This is a genomic window from Acidimicrobiales bacterium (assembly GCA_016716005.1).
Taxonomy (GTDB): Bacteria; Actinomycetota; Acidimicrobiia; order Acidimicrobiales; family JADJXE01; genus JADJXE01.
Genome location: JADJXE010000001.1, coordinates 2,170,204 through 2,188,289 on the forward strand (window position 1 = coordinate 2,170,204; position 18,086 = coordinate 2,188,289).

Consider the following 18,086-nt stretch of genomic DNA (forward strand, 5'->3'; position numbering starts at 1 on the left):
CCTCGTTGCAAGCACGCTCGCGCCCGGCATTGATGCTCGACACCGTGTCGAGATTCTGCGGATCGCGCGCCAGCCGTTGCTGCCGGTCAGCCCGACCGGCGCGGGCGGCGCCCTCCGGTAGGTTGGCGACCGTGCCCGCGCAGCAGCAGCCTCTCCACCGGGCCCTCGGCCTCACCGACGACGAGCTGGCCGCCATCGAGCGGATCCTCGGCCGGACGCCCAACCACCTCGAGCTGGCCATGTACGCGGTGATGTGGTCGGAGCACTGCTCCTACAAGTCGTCGCGGCTCCACCTGCGCCGCTTGCCCACCGAGGCGCCGTGGGTGCTGGTCGGGCCGGGCGAGAACGCCGGGGTGATCGACGTCGGCGACGGCATCGCCGCGGCCATCCGGATCGAGAGCCACAACCACCCTTCGGCGATCGAGCCGTACCAGGGTGCGGCCACGGGCGTGGGCGGGATCCTCCGCGACATCTTCACGATGGGTGCCCGGCCGATCGCCCTGATGGATCCGCTGCGCTTCGGGCCGCTCGACCACGCCCGCAGCCGCTGGGTCGCCGAGGGGGTGGTGAGCGGGATCTCCGGCTACGGCAACTCCGTGGGCGTCCCCACCGTCGGCGGGGAGGTCGTGTTCGACGAGACGTACGCCGAGAACCCGCTGGTGAACGTGCTGTGCCTGGGCCTGCTGCCCACCGAGCGACTGGTGCTGGGACAGGCCAGCGGGGTCGGCAACCTGGCGGTGCTCCTGGGCTCCACCACGGGGCGCGACGGCATCGGTGGCGTGAGCGTGCTGGCCTCGGCCGGCTTCGCCGACGAGGAGACCGACGCGTCGAAGCGACCCAGCGTGCAGGTGGGCGACCCCTTCGAGGAGAAGCGGCTCATCGAGGCGTGCCTCGAGCTGCTCGACGCCGGCCTGGTGGTCGGCATCCAGGACCTCGGGGGGGCCGGCCTCACCTGCGCCACCAGCGAGACGGCGTCGCGCGGCCGCGTCGGCATGGACGTCGACGTCCGCGCCGTGCCGAGGCGCGAACCGGGCATGGAGCCCTTCGAGGTGCTCACCAGCGAGAGCCAGGAGCGCATGCTGGCGATCGTCGAGCCGGCCGGCCTCGACCGGGTCCTCGAGATCTGCGCTCGCTGGGACGTGCGCGCCACCGTGGTGGGCAGGGTCACCGACGGGTGGGAGCTGCGGATCCTGGACGGCTTCGACGGCGAGGTGCTGGCCGACGTGCCGGCCGCGTCGCTGCACGAGGACGCCCCCCTGTACGACCGGCCGCGCCGGGCACCCGAGCGGGATCCCGCCGCGGTCGACCCCGCCTCGCAGACCGACGGGGTCGACGCCGGCGCCGACCTGCTCGGCATGCTCTGCGACCCGGCGTGGGTGTACCGCCAGTTCGACCACCAGCTCTTCCTGAACACCGTCGAGGCTCCCGGGGGGGACGCCGCCGTGCTCCGGCTGAAGCACCCGGCCACGGGGGTCGACACCGGCCGGGGCCTCGGCCTCACCACCGACGGCAACCACCGCTGGTGCGCCGTCGACCCCCGCGCCGGCACCGCGCTCGTGGTGGCCGAGGCCACGCTCAACCTGGCGTGCGTCGGCGCTCGCCACCGTGCGCTGGTCAACTGCCTGAACTTCGGGAACCCCGAGCACCCGGAGGTGATGTGGCAGCTCTCCGAGGCCATCGACGGCATGGCCGAGACCTGCCTGGCCCTCGACCTCCCCGTTGTGGGTGGCAACGTCAGCCTCTACAACGAGAGCCGGGGCCGCGACATCGACCCGACCCCGATCGTGGGTGTCCTCGGCGTGATCGACCGCCTCGAGCGACGACCGCCGGGCGTGCGGCTCGTCGACGGCGGCCGGGTGCTCACGATCGGCCCCGGCCAGGCGGCACTCGGCGGCTCGGAATGGGCGTGGCGGCGAGGGGCCCGCGGCGGGGCGCTGCCCTCCCTCGACCTCGCGCTCCATGCCCGCGTGCTCGACCTGGTGCGCGAGCTCGTGCTCGAGGGGCTCCTCGCCGGCGTGCACGACGTGGCCGGAGGCGGGTTCGCGGTGGCGCTGGCCGAGATGGCGGTGCGGGGCGGGGTGGGGGCCAGGGTCGTCGGCCCGGCCTCCGTCGCCGAGGCCTTCACGGAGGCGCCCTCGCAGGTGATCGCCTGCGCCGAGCCCGACGTGGCCCAGGAGGTCGCCCGCCGGGCGGCCGCGGCCGGGGTGCCGGTGGCCCTCGTCGGGGGGTGCGGCGGGGACCGGCTCGTGCTGGAGGGCCTGCTCGACGTGAGCCTCGCCGACGCCACCGCTTCGTGGCGCGATCGGTTGCCGACGGCGTTCGGCACCGGGGCGCTCCATGACTGATCGGTCCTACGATGGAGAGGTGGTCGTCGCCGACGCCGACACGCCGAAGGAGGCCTGCGGGGTCTTCGGTGTGTACGCCCCCGGTCAGCCGGTGGCGCACCTGACGTACCTGGGTCTGTACGCCCTGCAGCACCGCGGCCAGGAGTCGGCGGGCATGTCGGTGAGCGACGGCCGGCTGCTCACCGTCGTGAAGGACATGGGCCTCGTCTCCAACGCCTTCGACGATCGCACCCTGGCCGCCCTCGCCGGGCACCTGGCCATCGGCCACACCCGCTACTCGACCACCGGGTCGAGCACGTGGCAGAACGCCCAGCCGGTGTACCGCGACACCGGCGCCGGTGGCTTCGCCCTCGGCCACAACGGCAACCTGGTGAACACCAACGACCTGGCCGTGGAGCTGGGCGCGCTGCCCGGCACCATCACCAGCGACACCGACCTCATCGCCGAGCTGCTGGCGGCCGAGGTGCGCGCCGGCGACGACTCCGGCGAGTCGCACGACCTCGAGTGGGCCTTGGAGCAGGTGGTCCCCCGCCTGCGCGGGGCCTTCTCCCTCGTGCTCATGGACGAGCGGCGGATCGTGGGCGTGCGCGACCCCAACGGCTTCCGACCGCTGTGCCTCGGCCGCCTGGGCAGCGGTTGGGTGCTCGCGTCCGAGACCCCGGCCCTCGACATCGTGGGGGCGCACTTCGTGCGCGAGCTCGATCCGGGCGAGATGGTGGTCATCGACGCCTCGGGCCCCCGATCGGTCGCCCTGTTCGCCGCCGAGCAGATCGATCCGACGCTCTGCCTGTTCGAGTTCGTCTACTTCGCCCGCCCCGACAGCCAGCTCTACGGACGCAACGTGCAGGCGGCGCGCAAGCGGATGGGTCGGCTGCTCGCCGAGCAGGCGCCCCTGTCGCCGGACCCCACCGGCCTCGACCGGCCGGCCATGGTGATGCCGGTGCCCGAGTCGGGCATCCCCGCGGCCCAGGGCTACGCCGAGGCCAGCGGCATCCCCTACGGCGACGGCCTCGTGAAGAACCGCTACATAGGCCGCACGTTCATCGCTCCCAGCCAGGAGCTGCGCGCCATGGCGGTGCGGATGAAGCTCAACCCCATCCGAGAGGCCATCGCCGGGAAGCGGCTCGTCGTGGTCGACGACTCGATCGTGCGCGGCACCACCACCCGGGCGATGGTCGCGATGCTGCGGGAGTCGGGCGCGGCCGAGGTGCACCTGCGGGTGTCGTCGCCGCCCTACCGCTGGCCCTGCTACTACGGCATGGACACGGGTGAGCGGGGTGAGCTGCTGGCGGCCAACCTCACGGTCGACGAGATCCGCGACTACCTGGGCGTCGACACGCTGTCGTACCTGGCCCTCGACCGCCTGCTCGCGGCCACCGGGGCCAGCGGCGCGGGCTTCTGCACGGCCTGCCTCACCGGTGAGTACCCGGTGGACCTGCCCGTGCTCGTGGGCAAGCGGGTGCTCGAGGCGGAGGGCGTCGCGGCGCGTGGGTGAGACCTACAAGGCGTCGGGCGTCGACATAGCGGCCGGCGAGGAGGCCGTCGAGCGCATCAAGGCCAAGGTGCGGTCCACCTTCCGCCCGGAGGTCATCGGCGACATCGGCGGCTTCGGCGGGCTCTTCGCCTTCCCGGCCAAGCGCTACCGCGACCCGGTGCTGGTCTCCACCACGGACGGGGTGGGCACCAAGGCGCTGGTCGCCCAGGCGGTCGGTCGCTTCGACACCATCGGCGTCGACCTGGTCGCCATGTGCGTCGACGATCTGGTCTGCCAGGGGGCCGAGCCGCTCTTCTTCCTCGACTACATCGCCGTGGGCCGCCTCGATCCCGACCAGATCGAGGAGATCGTGGAGGGGGTGGCCGAGGGTTGCCGGCAGGCGCGCTGCGCCCTCATCGGCGGCGAGATGGCCGAGCACCCCGGCTCCATGGAGCCCGGCGAGTTCGACCTGGTCGGGTTCGCCGTCGGCGTCGTCGAGCGCGAGCGCCTGGTCGGCCCGCACCGCCCGCGCCGGGGTGACGTGCTGATCGGCCTGCCGTCGCCCGGGCTGCGCTCCAACGGCTACTCCCTCGCCCGACGGGTGCTGCTCGACGTGGCCGGGCGCCCGCTCGACGGCCCGGCGTTCGACGGCGCCCACACCACGCTGGCCGAGGAGCTGCTCCGCCCGTCGGTGATCTACGCGCCGGCCGTGGGAGAGCTGCTGCGGCACGTCGACGTGCGCGCCGTGGCCCACGTCACCGGAGGCGGGATCGTGGGGAACGTGGCCCGGGTGCTCCCCCACTCGCTCGACGCGGTCGTGCACCGCGGGTCGTGGGAGCCACCTCGCATCTTCGGCGAGATCCAGCGGCTGGGCCACGTCGACGACGAGGAGATGGCTCGCGTGTTCAACCTGGGCGTCGGCATGGTGGTGGTGGTGCCGCCGTCCGACGCGCTCCGGGCGCTCGACGTGCTGCGAACCGCCGGCCACCGTGCCATCGAGCTGGGGGAGCTGGTACCCGGTCACGGCCACGTGCGCATCGTCTGAAGGTGCGGCGCCGCTCGCCTGCTCGGAGCGGCATACTTGTGGCCGTGAGCGCGTCGCCCGTCGGGACGTCCGGAGTGCGCTGGTGATCCGCCTGGTCGCGTCGGCGGTGGTCGCGCTGCTCGCCGATGCCGTCGCCCTCCTGGTCACCTCGCTGGTCCTCGACGACGTGACCCTGGACGCCACCGGCTTCGTCGTCGGCGTGGTCGTGTTCACGGTCGTCGGCGTCTTCGTCGAGCCGCTCCTGCGCCAGACGGCCCTGAAGAGCGCACCGGCGCTGCTCGGCAGCAGCTCCCTCGTCGCGACGCTCGTCAGCCTCGTCGTCGCAACGCTCGTCGCCGACGGCCTGCAGATCTCGGGCGCCCTCACCTGGGTGCTGGCGACGGTGATGGTGTGGCTGATCGCGCTCGGCGCCCGTCTGCTGCTCCCGCTGGTCATCTTCAAGAAGACGCTGGCGCGGGCCCGCTGATCGTCGGCGGGGCCCGGGGCCCGGGGCCAGGGGCCTACTCGTCCCAGCCGATCCGACACCAACTCCGCCGCTCGCAGGTGGGGCAGCGGAGCCAGTGGGCGTGGCGGCGTACCGGGAGCCACAGGGTGACCGGCAGCATGCGCATCCCCAGGTCGACGAGCGCCAGCCGCGCCCGTGCGCCGCACGCGTCGCACTCGACCACCACGGTCCCCTGGCGCCGGGGGCCGGTGGAGAACAGGACGGTCTTGCCCTCGCCGAGCCGTCCGGCCAGCACGTCGGGGGCGACGTCGACCGGTGCCTCGAACAGCGCCCGCTTGCCCTGCGGGTCGCGCCGTCCGGCCGGGTTCACGAGGCCTCGGCCGGCCGGGCGGCCAGCGGGTCGCCCAGCTCGTCGACCCGCTGCGCGAGCGCCCGGTAGGCCTGGGCGGCCGTGGAGCGGGGGGCGTGCTCGAGCACCGAGCGGCCCCGGCCCGGCGCCTCTGCCACCCGGACCGACTTGGGCACGGGCGGCTCGAGCACCGTGAGGCCGTAGCGGCCGCGGACGGCGTCGAGCACCTCGTGGGCCAACCGGGTGCGGCCGTCGTACAGCGTGGCCACGACCCCCAGGACCTCGAGGCCGGGGTTGGTGTACGAGCGCACGTCGTCGACCGTCTCGAGCAGCTGGCCGACGCCCCGGTGCGAGAGGGTCTCGCACTGGAGGGGCACGAGCACCTCGTGGGCCGCGGTGAGCCCGTTGATGGTGAGGATGCCGAGCGACGGCGGGCAGTCGAGCAGCACGACGTCGTACGCCTCGAGCAGCGGCGCCAGGGCCCTGGCCACGGCGTACTCGCGGCCGGTGCGGGTGAGCAGGTGCACCTCGGCGCCGGCCAGGTCGATCGTGGCGGGCAGGAGGAACAGGTCGCCGCGCTTCACCACCACGTCGGCCGGTCGGGCGACCCGGCCCAGGAGCAGGTCGTGCAGCGACCGCTCGAGCAGCTCCGAGTCGATGCCGGTCGACCACGTGAGGCAGGCCTGCGGGTCGAGGTCGACCAGGAGCACCCGCCGGCCCCGCTCGGCCAGGGCGGTGCCCAGGGAGTGGACGGTGGTGGTCTTGGCGACGCCGCCCTTCTGGTTGGCGACGGCGATCACCCTGGCCATGAGGCGAGTGTACGACGGCCGCTCCGCGCGACCGTGCGGGTCCGTGGTGGCGCCGGTCACCCGAACCCGGCCCGATACGGTCGGGAGCCGTGACCCTCGACGCGCTCCGTGACCACCTGCTCACCCACGCCGTCCGGCGGGGCGAGTTCACCCTCAAGTCGGGGCGGCGCAGCACGTGGTTCATCGACGGGAAGCAGACCCTCTGCCGGCCCGAGGGGCTGCTGCTGGTGGCCGAGGCCGCCCTCGCCGTGCTCCCGGCGGAGGCCACCGCCATCGGTGGTCTCACCATGGGCGCCGACCCCATGGCGTTCGGGCTCGCCGGCGTCGCGGCGACCACGGGTCGGATGCTGCGCTCGTTCAGCATCCGGAAGGACCCGAAGGACCACGGGGTGACGGGCCGGCTCGCGGGCGCGCTCGAGGCCGGCGACCGAGTCGTGGTCGTCGAGGACGTGGTGAGTCGGGGCACCTCCGTGCTGGAGGCCGCCCGCGTGGTCCGCGAGCTGGGCGCCGAACCGGTGCTGCTGCTCGCCGTGGTCGACCGGGGCGGTACGTGCGGCGAGCTGGCCGCGGCCGAGGGGATCCCCTTCCGCCCGCTGCTGACCGCCCCGGACCTGGGGCTCCCCTACGAGGGCGGCGCCGGCTGAGGGGCGCCCACGGGCACGCCTCGGGCTGCCGGGGCGCCCGGCTGCGGCTCGACCCCCGCACGTGGCCCGCACTAGCGTCCCCGGGGTCATGCGAACCCCGACGGCGGCCTACTCGCTGCGCCTCCGCGTCCGCCTGCTGAACGTACCCGGCTCCCTCGGCCGGCTGGCCGCGGCCATCGGCGACGCCGGCGGCAACATCTCGGCGCTCGGCGGCTTCGAGGTGAAGGGCGCGGTGCTCGACGAGGACGTGGTGGTCAACTGCGCCGACGAGGAGCACATGGATCGGGTGACGGCCGCCGTCGCCGGCCTCGAGGGGGTCGAGGTCACGTCGATCCAGGATCGGGTGTTCCAGCTGCACGAGGGCGGCAAGATCGAGGTGCTCGCCCGGATGCCGGTCGGCGACAACGACGACCTCTCGATGGCGTACACGCCCGGTGTCGCGCGGGTCTGCCGAGCGATCGCCGACGACCAGGCCGAGGTGCACCGCTACACGATCAAGAAGAACACGGTGGCCATCGTGACCGACGGCACCGCGGTGCTCGGCCTCGGCGACATCGGGCCCGAGGCGGCGCTGCCCGTGATGGAGGGCAAGGCGCTGCTCTTCAAGGAGTTCGCCGGGGTCGACGCCTTCCCCATCTGCCTCGACGTCGACTCCGCCGACGAGATCGTGGAGACGGTGCGACGCATCGCCCCGGTGTTCGGGGGCATCAACCTGGAGGACATCGCCGCCCCCCGGTGCTTCGAGGTCGAAGAGCGGCTCAAGGCGGTGCTCGACATCCCGGTGTTCCACGACGACCAGCACGGCACCGCGGTCGTGGCCCTGGCCGCGCTCGGCAACGCGCTGAAGGTCGTCGGCAAGCAGGTGACCGACCTCAGGGTGGTGGTCGCCGGCGTGGGTGCGGCCGGGGTGGCCATCAGCAAGATCCTGCTGCAGGCCGGCGTCCCCGACGTGGTCGGCGTCGACCGCAAGGGAGCGGTCTACGAGGGTCGGGCCGACCTCAACCCGGCCAAGCGGTGGTTCGCGGAGCACACCAACCCGGAGCACCGGACCGGCACCCTGCCCGAGGTGCTGGCCGGCGCCGACGTGTTCATCGGCGTGAGCGGCCCCGGGCTGCTCGTGGCCGACGACCTGCGCGCCATGGCCGAGCGCCCGATCGTGTTCGCGCTGGCCAACCCGGAGCCGGAGATCCCGCCGGAGCAGGCCGAGGGCGTGGCGGCCGTCATCGCCACCGGTCGCAGCGACTACCCGAACCAGATCAACAACGTGCTCGCCTTCCCGGGGATCTTCCGGGGGGCGCTGGACGCCGGCGCCACCACGGTCACCGAGCGGATGAAGCTGGCGGCGGCCGACGCCATCGCCGGGTCCGTGGGCAGCGACGAGCTGGCTCCCGACCACGTGGTGCCCAGCGTCTTCGACAAGCGCGTCGCGGTGAGGGTGGCGGCAGCCGTGGCCGATGCCGCGGTGCGGGACGGCGTGGTGCGCGCCCTGCAGGAGTGGTCGGGACCGGCGTCGATCCGGTGACCTCGCGCTTTTCAGGCGCGCGCTCTGCCAACTGAGCTACCCGACCGTGTCACGGCGGGCCGGGGCCCGACCGTGGCGGTTGTTGTTGGCGGTCCCGACGGGATTTGAACCCGCGGCCTCCGGCTTGACAGGCCGGCGTGCACTCCAAACTGCACCACGGGACCAGGTGTGGGTGACGTTGCCGAGCGGTTGAGGTTGGGCGCCCCCAACGGGATTCGAACCCGTGCCGCCGCCTTGAAAGGGCGGTGTCCTCGGCCACTAGACGATGGGGGCTCGACTCCCCTGGGAAGCGCGAGGACAGTAGCAGGGGCGGCGGAGCCGCCCAAACCCGTGCCTCAGCCCGGATCGAGCGCGGCCACGACCTGCTCGAGCAACCAGCCCAGGTAGACGTACACGGCGAGCAGCGGGCCGTCGGGGTCGTCGGGGTCGAGCGCGAGCTCGGTCCCCTCCGAGACGTCGAGCCGGGTGCCGAGGACGAGCCGGAGGTCGTTGATGGCACCCATGCACACGACCAGCTGCTGCTCGTCGAGCCGGTCGGCGCCCAGGGTCTCCTCCAGCACGTCGAGCGCGTCGAGGCGCCGCCGGAGGAGCTCGTCGCCCATCAGCCGCTGGTACTCGGCGTCGCGCTCGGCGTCGTCGGGGTAGGCGGTGGGGTAGAGGCGGCGCAGCGACGGGTCGCCGCCCATCACGAGCAGCTCGCGCAGCTGTGGCACCAGCGAGGCCAGCACCCGGCGCTCCGACTCGGGGAGGCGGATCTCGAACTCGCCCTGGCGGGTCCGGCGGATCCTCCGCCGCGGGAACGGGGTCATGTGTCGTGCTGCATGGTGGCCCAGAGGCCGTGCTCGTGGAGCCGGAAGACGTCGAGCTCGGCCTTCTCGCGGGAGCCGCTCGACACCACCGCCCGACCCTTCTCGTGGACGTCGAGCATCAGCCGGGTCGCGGTGGGCTTGTCGTAGCCGAACAGCTTCTGGAACACGTAGACGACGTAGGACATGAGGTTGATGGGGTCGTTCCAGACCAGCACGATCCAGGGGAGGTCGGGGTCGGCGGTGGTGTCGCCGACCGGCGCCTCGATCTCCGCGGGAGCGGTGGACGGGCCGGGGGTGGGCACGGCACCAGTGTCCCGCGCGTCCCCGGGCCCGACCAGTGCTCCGACCTGCACACGTTGAGCAGCGACCGCGTGGCCCCGTACCATCCACTCCGTATGGCCCGGCCCGGTCGCCCCCTCGTGCCCTCTCGCCTGGCACACGGCGGCGGGTCGTCCCGGTCGACAGGGGCGCGGGCACCGGCCGCCCGCCGCCCGCGGGGCCGGGTGGCGGCCTACGTCGCCCTCACCAAGCCCCGCATCATCGAGCTCCTGCTCATCACGACGGTGCCGACGATGGTGGTGGCCCAGCAGGGCCTCCCCTCGCTCGGCCTGGTGCTGGCCACGCTGGTCGGCGGCACCCTCGCCGCCGGGGGCGCCAACGCGGTGAACATGTACATCGACCGCGACATCGACCGGGTCATGCACCGCACCAAGGGCCGTCCGCTGGCGACCGGCGAGCTGGAGCCTCGCCGCGCCCTCCTCTTCGCCCTGGCGCTCGAGGTCGTCGCCTTCGCCGTGCTGTACGGGTTCGTGAACCTGCTCAGCGCCGCGCTGGCCCTGGGCGCCATGCTCTTCTACGTCTTCGTCTACTCGCTGTGGCTGAAGCGGACGTCGCGGCAGAACATCGTCATCGGCGGTGCCGCCGGTGCCGTCCCGGTCCTCATCGGATGGTCGGCCGTCACCGATGGCCTGGGCTGGGCCCCCTGGGTGCTGTTCGCCCTGATGTTCTTCTGGACGCCACCCCACTTCTGGGCGCTCGCCATCCGCTACACCGACGATTACCGGGCGGCCGACGTGCCGATGCTCCCCGTGGTCGCCAGCCTCCGACACACCGCAAGCCAGATCCTGGCCTACACGGTGGTCGTGTTCGCCCTGTCGCTGGTGTTCGCGCCGGTCGCGGACCTGGGCTGGATCTACCTCGGCACCGCCCTCGCCGTCGGGCTGTTGTTCACCGCGCTCGCCGTCGATCTGCGCCGCGAGCCCACGGCCGGCCGAGCCATGCGACTGTTCACCTTCTCCATCTCCTACGTCACCGTGCTGTTCCTGGCCATGGCGGTCGACGTGCTCGTCCGCCACGGCTGGTGACCAGCCGATCGGCTCACCACGAACCCGGTTCGAAGGGGGTCGCGGCGGCTGACTAGAGTCGCCGCCGAACCGTCCGTCAGCTCGAACTCGCCGGTCCGGCCCTCTCCCCAGGGGCACCCGGGGCGGCCATCGGCCCGCTGAGGTCCACCTGCCCATGACGATGACCGAGATGAGACCCGAGGAGGTGGCGGCCCCTGTGGCCGCGCCACCCCCTGAACCGGAGGTGCTGGCCCAGCCGGCCGGTCTGGCGGGCTGGCTCACCACCACCGACCACAAGCGGATCGGCCTGCTGTATGTGGTCACCGGTCTGCTGTTCCTGCTGGGGATGCTCGTGCTCACCGGCATCGTCGGCGTCGAGCAGGCCGACCCGGCCACGGGCACGCTGGTCGCGCCCGTCGGCGCCGTCGGCCAGGTCGCCTCTCTCGCCGCCATCGGCCTCGTGCTCACCGCCGTGGTGCCGATCTGGCTGGGCCTGGCCACCTACCTGGTGCCGCTCCAGGTCGGGGCCCACGGCATCGCCTACCCGCGGGCCGCGGCCGCCGGCTACTGGGGCTACCTCCTGTCGGCCTCGCTGCTCCTCGCCAGCTACGCGATGAACGGCGGCCCGGGAGGAGGTGACCCGGACGGCGTCGAGCTGTTCCTGCTCGCCCTCGGCCTCCTGGCCGTGTCGCTGCTGCTCGGCTCGATCTGCATCGCGACCACGGCCCTCACCATGCGGGTCGCCGGGATGGACCTGCGCCAGGTGCCGTTCCAGACCTGGTCGGCGCTGGTGGGCGCGGTGATGCTCATGGTGACCCTGCCCGTGCTCGTCGCGGAGCTGGTCCTGCTCTACCTCGACCACCACTACGGGCAGGTCTTCCTCGGGGGTGCCGACGGCGTCCTCGGCTACCTCGGGTGGCTGTTCCTGCAGCCGCAGGTGCTGCTGTTCGCCCTGCCCGCCGTCGGGGTGGTCGCCGACGTGGTGCCCGTGTTCGCGGGCCAGCGCCAGAAGAGCCCCGGGGTGATCCTGGTGGCGATCGGCGCGCTCGGCGTGCTGGGCTTCGGGGCGTTCCTCCAGACCGGCCTGATCCCCGACGTGCGGACGCAGCCGCTCGCCATCGGCATGACGGTGGCCGCGGTCGTGCCGGTGCTGGTGCTCCTCGGGCTGTGGGGGCGCACGCTGGCCGCCGGCGCAGCTGCGGCGCGCCTCACGCCCGCACTGCTCTTCGCCCTCACCACCGCCGCGTTCCTCCTGGTGGCGGTGGCGTGCGGCGCCGTCACCGTGATCGACCCGTTCGACCTTCGGGGCACCACCTGGGACACGGCGGTGCTGTACGCCTTCGTCGTGGGGGTGGGGGTCACCGGCGCCTTCACGGCCCTGCACTTCTGGGTGCCCAAGATGTCCGGCAGGAAGCTGAGCGTGGGCGCGGCCGCCGCGCAGTGGTTCGCCGTGCTGCTGGGCGGCCTGCTGCTCGTGGTCCCGTCGCTGATCACCGGCGGGCTCGGACAGCCGGCGGGTGCCGTCGACTACCCGCGCGAGACTGCTTCGACGTTCCTCAACTCGCTCACCGTCGTCGGGGTGGTGCTGCTGCTGCTCGCCCTGGCGGTGCTGCTGATCGACCTGTTCCGGACCGTGGCCGACCCGGCCAGCCCGCGCGCAGGGGCCGACCCCTGGCGCGGCCACACCCTCGAGTGGGCCACGTCGTCGCCGCCCCCCTTGGCCGACTTCGACGCCCCGCTTCCGGCCGTCACGTCCGACCGACCCGTGCTCGACGCCCGTGAGGCGGAGGCCGCGCGATGACCGACACGAGCGACGTCCTGCTGGCCCTGCCCCCGGCCGCTCGGCCGGCGCGGCCCCGCACCCAGCTGGTGGCCACGGCGCTGGCCGTGGCCGGCGGCGCCATGCTGATCGGCGGGCTGCTCGCCATCTACCTGCACCTGCGCAGCGCCGCCGGTGGCACCACGGCCTCGTGGCTCCCCGCCGGCGTCTCGATCCCCGGCGTGCCCGCGAACATGGCGCTCGTCACCATCGTGATGACGGTGATCACGATGCAGTGGGCGGTCTACGCCATCGCGCGCAACGACCGGCGCAACACCTACGTGGCCCTCGGCCTCACCCTGCTGCTCGGCGTGGCCTTCATCAACAACATGGCCTTCGTCTACCAGCGGCTCGAGCTGCCCATCGCCGACTCGGCCTACGCGGTGCTCGTGTACGCCATCACCGGCACGCAGCTGGCGCTGTTCGTGGCGGCCATGGTCTACGCGGGGGTCGCCGCCTTCCGGGCGCTCGGTGGCGAGTACTCGTCCCGGCAGCCCGAGGGCCTGGCCGCCGCCGCCCTGTTCTGGCACTTCACCGTCGTCGCCTTCGCCGTGATCTGGGCGTTGGTGTTCGCTCTCAAGTAGGCGCCGCAGATGACCAGCACCGGGATCTTCACGACGGGATCGAAGCTCTTCTTCGGCATCGCCGCCGCGGCTCTCGCCGGCCTCGTGGTCTGGGGCGTCGGCGCCGACTGGGATCCGCTCGGCAACGTGGCCTTCATCGGACTGGCCGCGGCGTCCGGCTTCCTCGGCGGGACCATCATCGCCTTCCGCGACGCCGGTGCCACCGCCGTCGCCGGCGCGCCGGTCACGGCGGCGTCGGGCGGCCCGGCCGCCTCACCCATCCCCTGGCCCCTGGTCGCTGCGTTCGCCGTGGCCGTGGCGGTGCTCGGCCTGGTCACCGAGCCGCTGGTGCTGATCGGGGGCCTCGTGCTGCTCGGCATCTCGGTGCTCGAGTGGATGGTGGCCGCCTGGGCCGACGACCTGTCTTCGGACCCCGCGTACAACCGCTCGGTGCGGAACCGGGTGATGTACCCGATCGAGGTCCCGGTCGCGGCGGTGCTGGTCGCCGCGGTGGTGATCATCGGCTTCTCCCGGCTGCTGCTGGCCATGCCCAAGACCGGTTCCACCACGGTGTTCGGGATCCTGGGCGCCATCGTGTTCTTCATCGGGATCATGGTCTCGCTGCGCCCGCGCATCAGCGCCAACGTGGTGAGCGTCCTGCTCGTGGTGGGCGGCATCGGGATCCTCGCGGCCGGCGTCACCGGCGCCGCGGTGGGCGAGCGGGAGATCTCCGCCCACCCCGAGGAGTGGGAGCGCACGGCCACCGTCGCCGACATGGCCGCCGCCGATGCCGTGATCGTGCTGAAGGACGGCGAGTTCGACCTCACGCGGATCGAGATCCCCAGGGCGACCACGGTCACCTTCATCTTCCAGAACGAGGACGAGGCCGAGGCCAACCTCCACCTGCTCGTCGACGGCGACCCGGCCACGCCGCTGCGCACGGGCCCGGTGGCGCAGTCGCTGACCTTCCGCATCGACATCCCCGGCGAGTACGAGTTCGTGAACGACGCCGACCCCGAGAACGACCGCGGCACCATCGTCGTCATCGGCACCCCACCGAGCGTCACGACGACCACGACCGCGGCGTCGTCGAACTGAGGGGCTGGACTTGGTGCGCCCCCGAACCATGAGCGATGCTCGTTGGATCACGGCGAGCCGGCCCCCGGCCGGTGCGCCCCGGACACAGCGAAGGACGGGAGATCAGATGTCGCGTCGTCGTGACGCCCGCCGGTGGCTGCTGGCCGTCGGCGTCGGGCTGGTGCTCGTGCTCACGGCCTGTGCCGAGGACGCTCCCCAGGACACCCTCCAGCCCAAGGGCCCCGAGGCGCAGACGATCCACAACCTGATCGTGCCGATCTTCGTGGTTGCCGGCGTCGTCGGCCTCCTCGTCTTCGCCGCCGTCGCGTTCGTGATGGTGAAGTACCGCGCCGGCAAGTTCCACGCCACCGACGTCCCCGAGCAGGTGCACGGCAACCCGAAGCTCGAGATCGGCTGGACCATCCTCCCGGCGATCATCATGGCGGCCATCGCCGTGCCGACCGTGAGCGTGATCTTCGACCTGGCGTCGAAGCCCACGGATGCCATGGAGATCAACGTCGTGGGCCAGCAGTGGTGGTGGGAGTTCGACTACCCGGGCACCAACGTCGTCACCGCCAACGAGATCGTGATCCCTGCGGGTGAGCCGGTCGTGGTGAACATCACGTCGCGCGACGTCATCCACTCGTTCTGGGTCCCCGGCCTCAACGGCAAGAAGGACGCCGTACCGGGACGCACCTCCAGCATCACGATCCAGGCCGACGAGCCCGGCCGCTACATGGGCGCGTGCACCGAGTACTGCGGCCTCTCGCACGCCAACATGCGCATCGTGGCCGTGGCCCTCACGCCCGACGACTTCGACGAGTGGCTCGCGAACCAGGAGACGGCGGCGGCCGCGCCCACCGGCGCCGACGCCCGGGCCGGCCTCGAGGTCTTCAACGGCCGCGGCTGCGGCGCCTGCCACATGATCGACGGTGCGGGCGTCACCCAGCAGCCGCAGGTGGTGCCGCTGGTGTCGGGTGTCGCGCCGAACCTCACGCACCTCATGAGCCGCGACGTGTTCGCCGGGGCCATGTTCCCGCTGAAGAACCCCGACGGCACGCTCAACCGTCCGCTGCTCGAGGCCTGGCTGCGCAACTCGCCGGCCATGAAGCCCATGTATCCGCAGGGGGGGCGGGGCATGCCCGCCCAGGGCCTCACCGAGCAGCAGATCGACGACCTCGTCGCCTACCTGTCCACGCTGAAGTAGACCAGGGAGCTTTGTCGCATGGCCATCGTCGAGCAGGACCGCCCCGCCGGCCCCCTCGCCCTCCCAGCGGGTGACGGGGAGCACCGCGAGCGCGAGCCGCTGGGCGTGTTCTCGCGGCCTGTCCACGCGCGCGGCTGGCGCAGCTGGCTGTTCACCGTCGACCACAAGCGCATCGGGATCATGTACGGCGCCGCTGCGCTGTTCTTCCTGATCCTGGGCGGCGTCCCCGCCCTGCTGATCCGGGCCCAGCTGGCCGGACCGAACGGCACCGTGCTCACCGCCGACCAGTACAACCAGGTGATGACGATGCACGGCACGGTGATGATCTTCCTGGTCGTCATGCCCATCGGTGCCTGCTTCATCAACTACCTGGTGCCGCTGCAGATCGGCGCCCGCGACGTGGCCTTCCCCCGGCTGAACGCCCTCAGCTTCTGGACGTTCCTGTTCGGGGGGCTGTTCCTGAACCTCAGCTGGATCCTGGGCGGCGCGCCCGACGGCGGGTGGTTCTCGTACGCGCCCAACACCGGGGTGGTCTTCTCGCCCACGCACGGCATGGACTTCTGGGCGCTCACCATCATCATCACCGGCATCGCCTCGTCGGTCGGCGCCGTCAACCTGATCGTGACGATGCTCAACATGCGGGCGCCGGGCATGTCGCTGATGCGGATGCCGATCTTCACGTGGATGGCGCTGGTCACGCAGTTCCTGCTGCTGTTCGCCATCCCCGTGCTGACCGTGGCGGCCTTCCTGCTCTTCTTCGACCGCCGCTTCGGGGCCAACTTCTTCGACGTGTCCCAGGGCGCCGACCCGCTGCTGTGGCAGCACCTGTTCTGGATCTTCGGGCACCCCGAGGTGTACCTGATGATCCTCCCGGCGTTCGGGATCGTGTCCGAGGTCCTGCCGGTCTTCGCCCGCAAGCCGCTGTTCGGCTACCCGTTCGTGGTGTTCTCGGGCGTCGCCATCGCCTTCATGGGCTTCGGGGTGTGGGCCCACCACATGTTCGCCTCCGGCCTCGGTCCCGTGTCGGTGGCCGCGTTCGCCCTGGCCACCATGTTCATCGCCGTGCCCACCGGCGTGAAGATCATCAACTGGGTGGCCACCATGTGGGGCGGCCGGCTGAAGTTCGACCCGGCGATGCTCTTCGCCATCGCCCTCGTGCTGCAGTTCACCCTCGGCGGGCTCTCGGGCGTCACCCACGCCATCGCCCCGGCCGACACCCAGCAGACCGACACCTACTACATCGTCGCCCACTTCCACTACGTGCTGTTCGGCGGCGCCCTGTTCGGGTTCGTGGCCGGTTGGTACTTCTGGTGGCCGAAGGTGTTCGGCTACAAGCTCAACCGCACCCTGGGTCTCGTGCACTTCTGGTGGATGGTGATCGGCTTCAACCTGACCTTCGGGTTCATGCACATCCTCGGCCTGCAGGGCATGCCCCGACGCATCTACACCTACGCCGACGGCATGGGCTGGAACCTGTGGAACATGGTCAGCACGGCCGGCGCGTTCATCCTGGCGACCAGCTTCATCGTCTTCTTCGTCAACATCTTCGTGAGCCGAAAGCACAAGACCCACGAGGTCGACCCGTGGGACGCTCGATCGATCGAGTGGATGACGTCGTCGCCGCCGCCGGCCCACAACTTCGACGAGATCCCGGTGGTGCACCACCTCGACGAGTTCTGGTACCGCAAGTACGCGGAGGACGACGACGGCCAGCTCGTCCAGATCGCCACCGGCGACGAGGTGTACCGCAAGGAGCTGGCGCAGGCCGAGCAGGACCACGCGGCCGAGCACATGCACATGCCGTCGGTGTCGTACTGGCCGATCGTGTTCTCGGCCGGACTCCCGCTCGTCGGGCTGGGCATGATCTTCAACCTTGGGCTGGCCGTGCTCGGCGGCCTGGTCTCGCTGGTCGCCCTGTTCGGCTGGGTGCTCGAGCCGTCCGTGGCCCCCGAGGACTCCCACGGACCCGCCCCGGCGAGCGAGGAGGAGGCGGTCTCCGTTGGCTGACACAGCGATGCAGATGCCGGCCGCGTACGAGGTGGCCCCCGACGACTTCGGCGAGGGGCACCACACCACCACGGGCCTGTCCAACACCAAGCTGGGCATGTGGGCGTTCCTCGGTTCGGAGTGCCTGCTGTTCGGTGGGCTCATCTCCACGTACATGCTCTACCGGGGCCGTGTGGCCGCCGGGCCCGGGCCCGAGGACGTGTTCGACATCCCGTTCACGTCGATCAGCTCGTTCGTGCTCCTCATGAGCTCGCTCACGATGGTGCTCGCCGTTGTGTCGATCGCCCAGGGAGACCTCAAGCGCTTCCGCACGTGGGTGCTGACCACCGCCTTCCTCGGGGCCGTCTTCGTGTCCGGGCAGGCCTACGAGTTCACGGTCTTCTACCGGGAGGGCCTGGGCTTCACCACCAGCCTGTTCAGCTCGTCCTTCTACGTGCTCACCGGGTTCCACGGTGTGCACGTCACCTTCGGCATCATGATGCTGCTGGCGCTGTTCGGGCTGTCCCTCCGGGGCCGGCTGGGCGTCGGGCAGGCCGAGACGGTCGAGATCGTCGGCCTCTACTGGCACTTCGTCGACATCGTGTGGATCGTGATCTTCACGGTCGTCTACCTGATCCCCGCCTAGGAG

17 protein-coding genes and 3 tRNA genes are annotated in these 18,086 nt (G+C 71.9%); 13 read left to right on the top strand and 7 right to left on the bottom strand.

The features are described 5' to 3' along the window. The first annotated feature begins 32 nt into the window (after positions 1-32). The 4 genes from purL (at position 33) to IPM45_10680 (ending at position 5,330) form a co-directional block, all read left to right on the top strand. Positions 33-2,345, top strand: a complete 2,313-nt coding sequence (gene purL, locus IPM45_10665) for a phosphoribosylformylglycinamidine synthase subunit PurL (protein ID MBK9180009.1) — start codon at positions 33-35, stop codon at positions 2,343-2,345. Next, positions 2,338-3,840, top strand: a complete 1,503-nt coding sequence (gene purF, locus IPM45_10670) for an amidophosphoribosyltransferase (GenBank protein MBK9180010.1) — start codon at positions 2,338-2,340, stop codon at positions 3,838-3,840. Before purL ends, purF begins: the two co-directional genes overlap by 8 nt. Further along, positions 3,833-4,864 (top strand): phosphoribosylformylglycinamidine cyclo-ligase, encoded by a 1,032-nt coding sequence (locus IPM45_10675; GenBank protein MBK9180011.1) that lies wholly within the window; start codon positions 3,833-3,835, stop codon positions 4,862-4,864. Before purF ends, IPM45_10675 begins: the two co-directional genes overlap by 8 nt. Before the next feature lie 82 nt (positions 4,865-4,946). Then, a complete protein-coding gene (locus IPM45_10680; protein MBK9180012.1) occupies positions 4,947-5,330 on the top strand; it encodes a phage holin family protein in 384 nt (127 codons plus the stop codon). Positions 5,331-5,364: 34 nt separating this feature from the next. On the opposite strand, the gene IPM45_10685 is transcribed toward IPM45_10680, so the two are convergent. Both IPM45_10685 and IPM45_10690 read right to left on the bottom strand, forming a co-directional pair. Then, positions 5,365-5,679, bottom strand: coding sequence for a hypothetical protein (locus IPM45_10685; GenBank protein MBK9180013.1), 315 nt, complete (start codon positions 5,677-5,679; stop codon positions 5,365-5,367). Further along, on the bottom strand, positions 5,676-6,467 hold the full coding sequence (locus IPM45_10690; GenBank protein MBK9180014.1) for a ParA family protein: 792 nt from the start codon (positions 6,465-6,467) through the stop codon (positions 5,676-5,678). Before IPM45_10690 ends, IPM45_10685 begins: the two co-directional genes overlap by 4 nt. Positions 6,468-6,556: 89 nt before the next feature. On the opposite strand from IPM45_10690, the gene pyrE reads away from it, so the two are divergent. Both pyrE and IPM45_10700 read left to right on the top strand, forming a co-directional pair. Next, positions 6,557-7,111, top strand: coding sequence for an orotate phosphoribosyltransferase (gene pyrE, locus IPM45_10695; protein ID MBK9180015.1), 555 nt, complete (start codon positions 6,557-6,559; stop codon positions 7,109-7,111). An 88-nt stretch (positions 7,112-7,199) separates the two neighbouring features. Beyond that, a complete protein-coding gene (locus IPM45_10700) occupies positions 7,200-8,633 on the top strand; it encodes an NAD-dependent malic enzyme (protein MBK9180016.1) in 1,434 nt (477 codons plus the stop codon). On the opposite strand, the gene IPM45_10705 is transcribed toward IPM45_10700, so the two are convergent. The 5 genes from IPM45_10705 to clpS form a co-directional block, all read right to left on the bottom strand. Further along, positions 8,607-8,679: transfer RNA gene (locus IPM45_10705), tRNA-Phe, on the bottom strand. The two genes, IPM45_10700 and IPM45_10705, sit on opposite strands and share 27 nt — an antisense overlap. A gap of 40 nt (positions 8,680-8,719) precedes the next feature. Next, a tRNA-Asp gene (locus IPM45_10710) sits at positions 8,720-8,797 on the bottom strand. Between the two features lie 36 nt (positions 8,798-8,833). Further along, positions 8,834-8,906, bottom strand: a tRNA-Glu gene (locus IPM45_10715). 62 nt (positions 8,907-8,968) lie between these two features. Next, a complete protein-coding gene (locus IPM45_10720) occupies positions 8,969-9,442 on the bottom strand; it encodes a DUF2017 family protein (protein ID MBK9180017.1) in 474 nt (157 codons plus the stop codon). Then, a complete protein-coding gene (gene clpS / locus IPM45_10725) occupies positions 9,439-9,828 on the bottom strand; it encodes an ATP-dependent Clp protease adapter ClpS (protein MBK9180018.1) in 390 nt (129 codons plus the stop codon). Before clpS ends, IPM45_10720 begins: the two co-directional genes overlap by 4 nt. Before the next feature lie 9 nt (positions 9,829-9,837). Here clpS and IPM45_10730 point away from each other — a divergent pair, with 9 nt between their 5' ends. From IPM45_10730 to IPM45_10760, 7 genes are all read left to right on the top strand, one after another. Beyond that, complete coding sequence (locus IPM45_10730; GenBank protein MBK9180019.1) at positions 9,838-10,806, top strand: protoheme IX farnesyltransferase; 969 nt, start codon at positions 9,838-9,840, stop codon at positions 10,804-10,806. Positions 10,807-10,975: 169 nt separating this feature from the next. Next, positions 10,976-12,586, top strand: coding sequence for a cbb3-type cytochrome c oxidase subunit I (locus tag IPM45_10735; GenBank protein MBK9180020.1), 1,611 nt, complete (start codon positions 10,976-10,978; stop codon positions 12,584-12,586). Next, positions 12,583-13,188 (top strand): cytochrome c oxidase subunit 3, encoded by a 606-nt coding sequence (locus IPM45_10740; protein MBK9180021.1) that lies wholly within the window; start codon positions 12,583-12,585, stop codon positions 13,186-13,188. Before IPM45_10735 ends, IPM45_10740 begins: the two co-directional genes overlap by 4 nt. A 9-nt stretch (positions 13,189-13,197) precedes the next feature. Next, positions 13,198-14,265 (top strand): cupredoxin domain-containing protein, encoded by a 1,068-nt coding sequence (locus IPM45_10745; GenBank protein MBK9180022.1) that lies wholly within the window; start codon positions 13,198-13,200, stop codon positions 14,263-14,265. Positions 14,266-14,371: 106 nt separating this feature from the next. Beyond that, the gene (gene coxB / locus IPM45_10750; protein ID MBK9180023.1) at positions 14,372-15,451 is read left to right on the top strand and encodes a cytochrome c oxidase subunit II; all 1,080 of its coding nucleotides are present in this window, start codon (positions 14,372-14,374) and stop codon (positions 15,449-15,451) included. Between the two features lie 18 nt (positions 15,452-15,469). After that, the gene (gene ctaD / locus IPM45_10755) at positions 15,470-17,458 is read left to right on the top strand and encodes a cytochrome c oxidase subunit I (GenBank protein ID MBK9180024.1); all 1,989 of its coding nucleotides are present in this window, start codon (positions 15,470-15,472) and stop codon (positions 17,456-17,458) included. A 7-nt stretch (positions 17,459-17,465) separates the two neighbouring features. Next, positions 17,466-18,083 (top strand): cytochrome c oxidase subunit 3, encoded by a 618-nt coding sequence (locus tag IPM45_10760; protein MBK9180025.1) that lies wholly within the window; start codon positions 17,466-17,468, stop codon positions 18,081-18,083. The last annotated feature ends 3 nt before the right edge of the window (positions 18,084-18,086 follow it).

Coding starts and splice junctions, on each gene's coding strand:
- purL (MBK9180009.1), top strand. CDS start 33: ATGCTCGACACCGTGTCGAGATTCTGCGGATCGCGCGCCAGCCGTTGC.
- purF (MBK9180010.1), top strand. CDS start 2,338: ATGACTGATCGGTCCTACGATGGAGAGGTGGTCGTCGCCGACGCCGAC.
- IPM45_10690 (MBK9180014.1), bottom strand. CDS start 6,467: ATGGCCAGGGTGATCGCCGTCGCCAACCAGAAGGGCGGCGTCGCCAAG.
- IPM45_10700 (MBK9180016.1), top strand. CDS start 7,200: ATGCGAACCCCGACGGCGGCCTACTCGCTGCGCCTCCGCGTCCGCCTG.
- IPM45_10720 (MBK9180017.1), bottom strand. CDS start 9,442: ATGACCCCGTTCCCGCGGCGGAGGATCCGCCGGACCCGCCAGGGCGAG.
- clpS (MBK9180018.1), bottom strand. CDS start 9,828: ATGGTACGGGGCCACGCGGTCGCTGCTCAACGTGTGCAGGTCGGAGCA.
- IPM45_10730 (MBK9180019.1), top strand. CDS start 9,838: ATGGCCCGGCCCGGTCGCCCCCTCGTGCCCTCTCGCCTGGCACACGGC.
- IPM45_10735 (MBK9180020.1), top strand. CDS start 10,976: ATGAGACCCGAGGAGGTGGCGGCCCCTGTGGCCGCGCCACCCCCTGAA.
- IPM45_10740 (MBK9180021.1), top strand. CDS start 12,583: ATGACCGACACGAGCGACGTCCTGCTGGCCCTGCCCCCGGCCGCTCGG.
- IPM45_10745 (MBK9180022.1), top strand. CDS start 13,198: ATGACCAGCACCGGGATCTTCACGACGGGATCGAAGCTCTTCTTCGGC.
- coxB (MBK9180023.1), top strand. CDS start 14,372: ATGTCGCGTCGTCGTGACGCCCGCCGGTGGCTGCTGGCCGTCGGCGTC.
- ctaD (MBK9180024.1), top strand. CDS start 15,470: ATGGCCATCGTCGAGCAGGACCGCCCCGCCGGCCCCCTCGCCCTCCCA.
- IPM45_10760 (MBK9180025.1), top strand. CDS start 17,466: ATGCAGATGCCGGCCGCGTACGAGGTGGCCCCCGACGACTTCGGCGAG.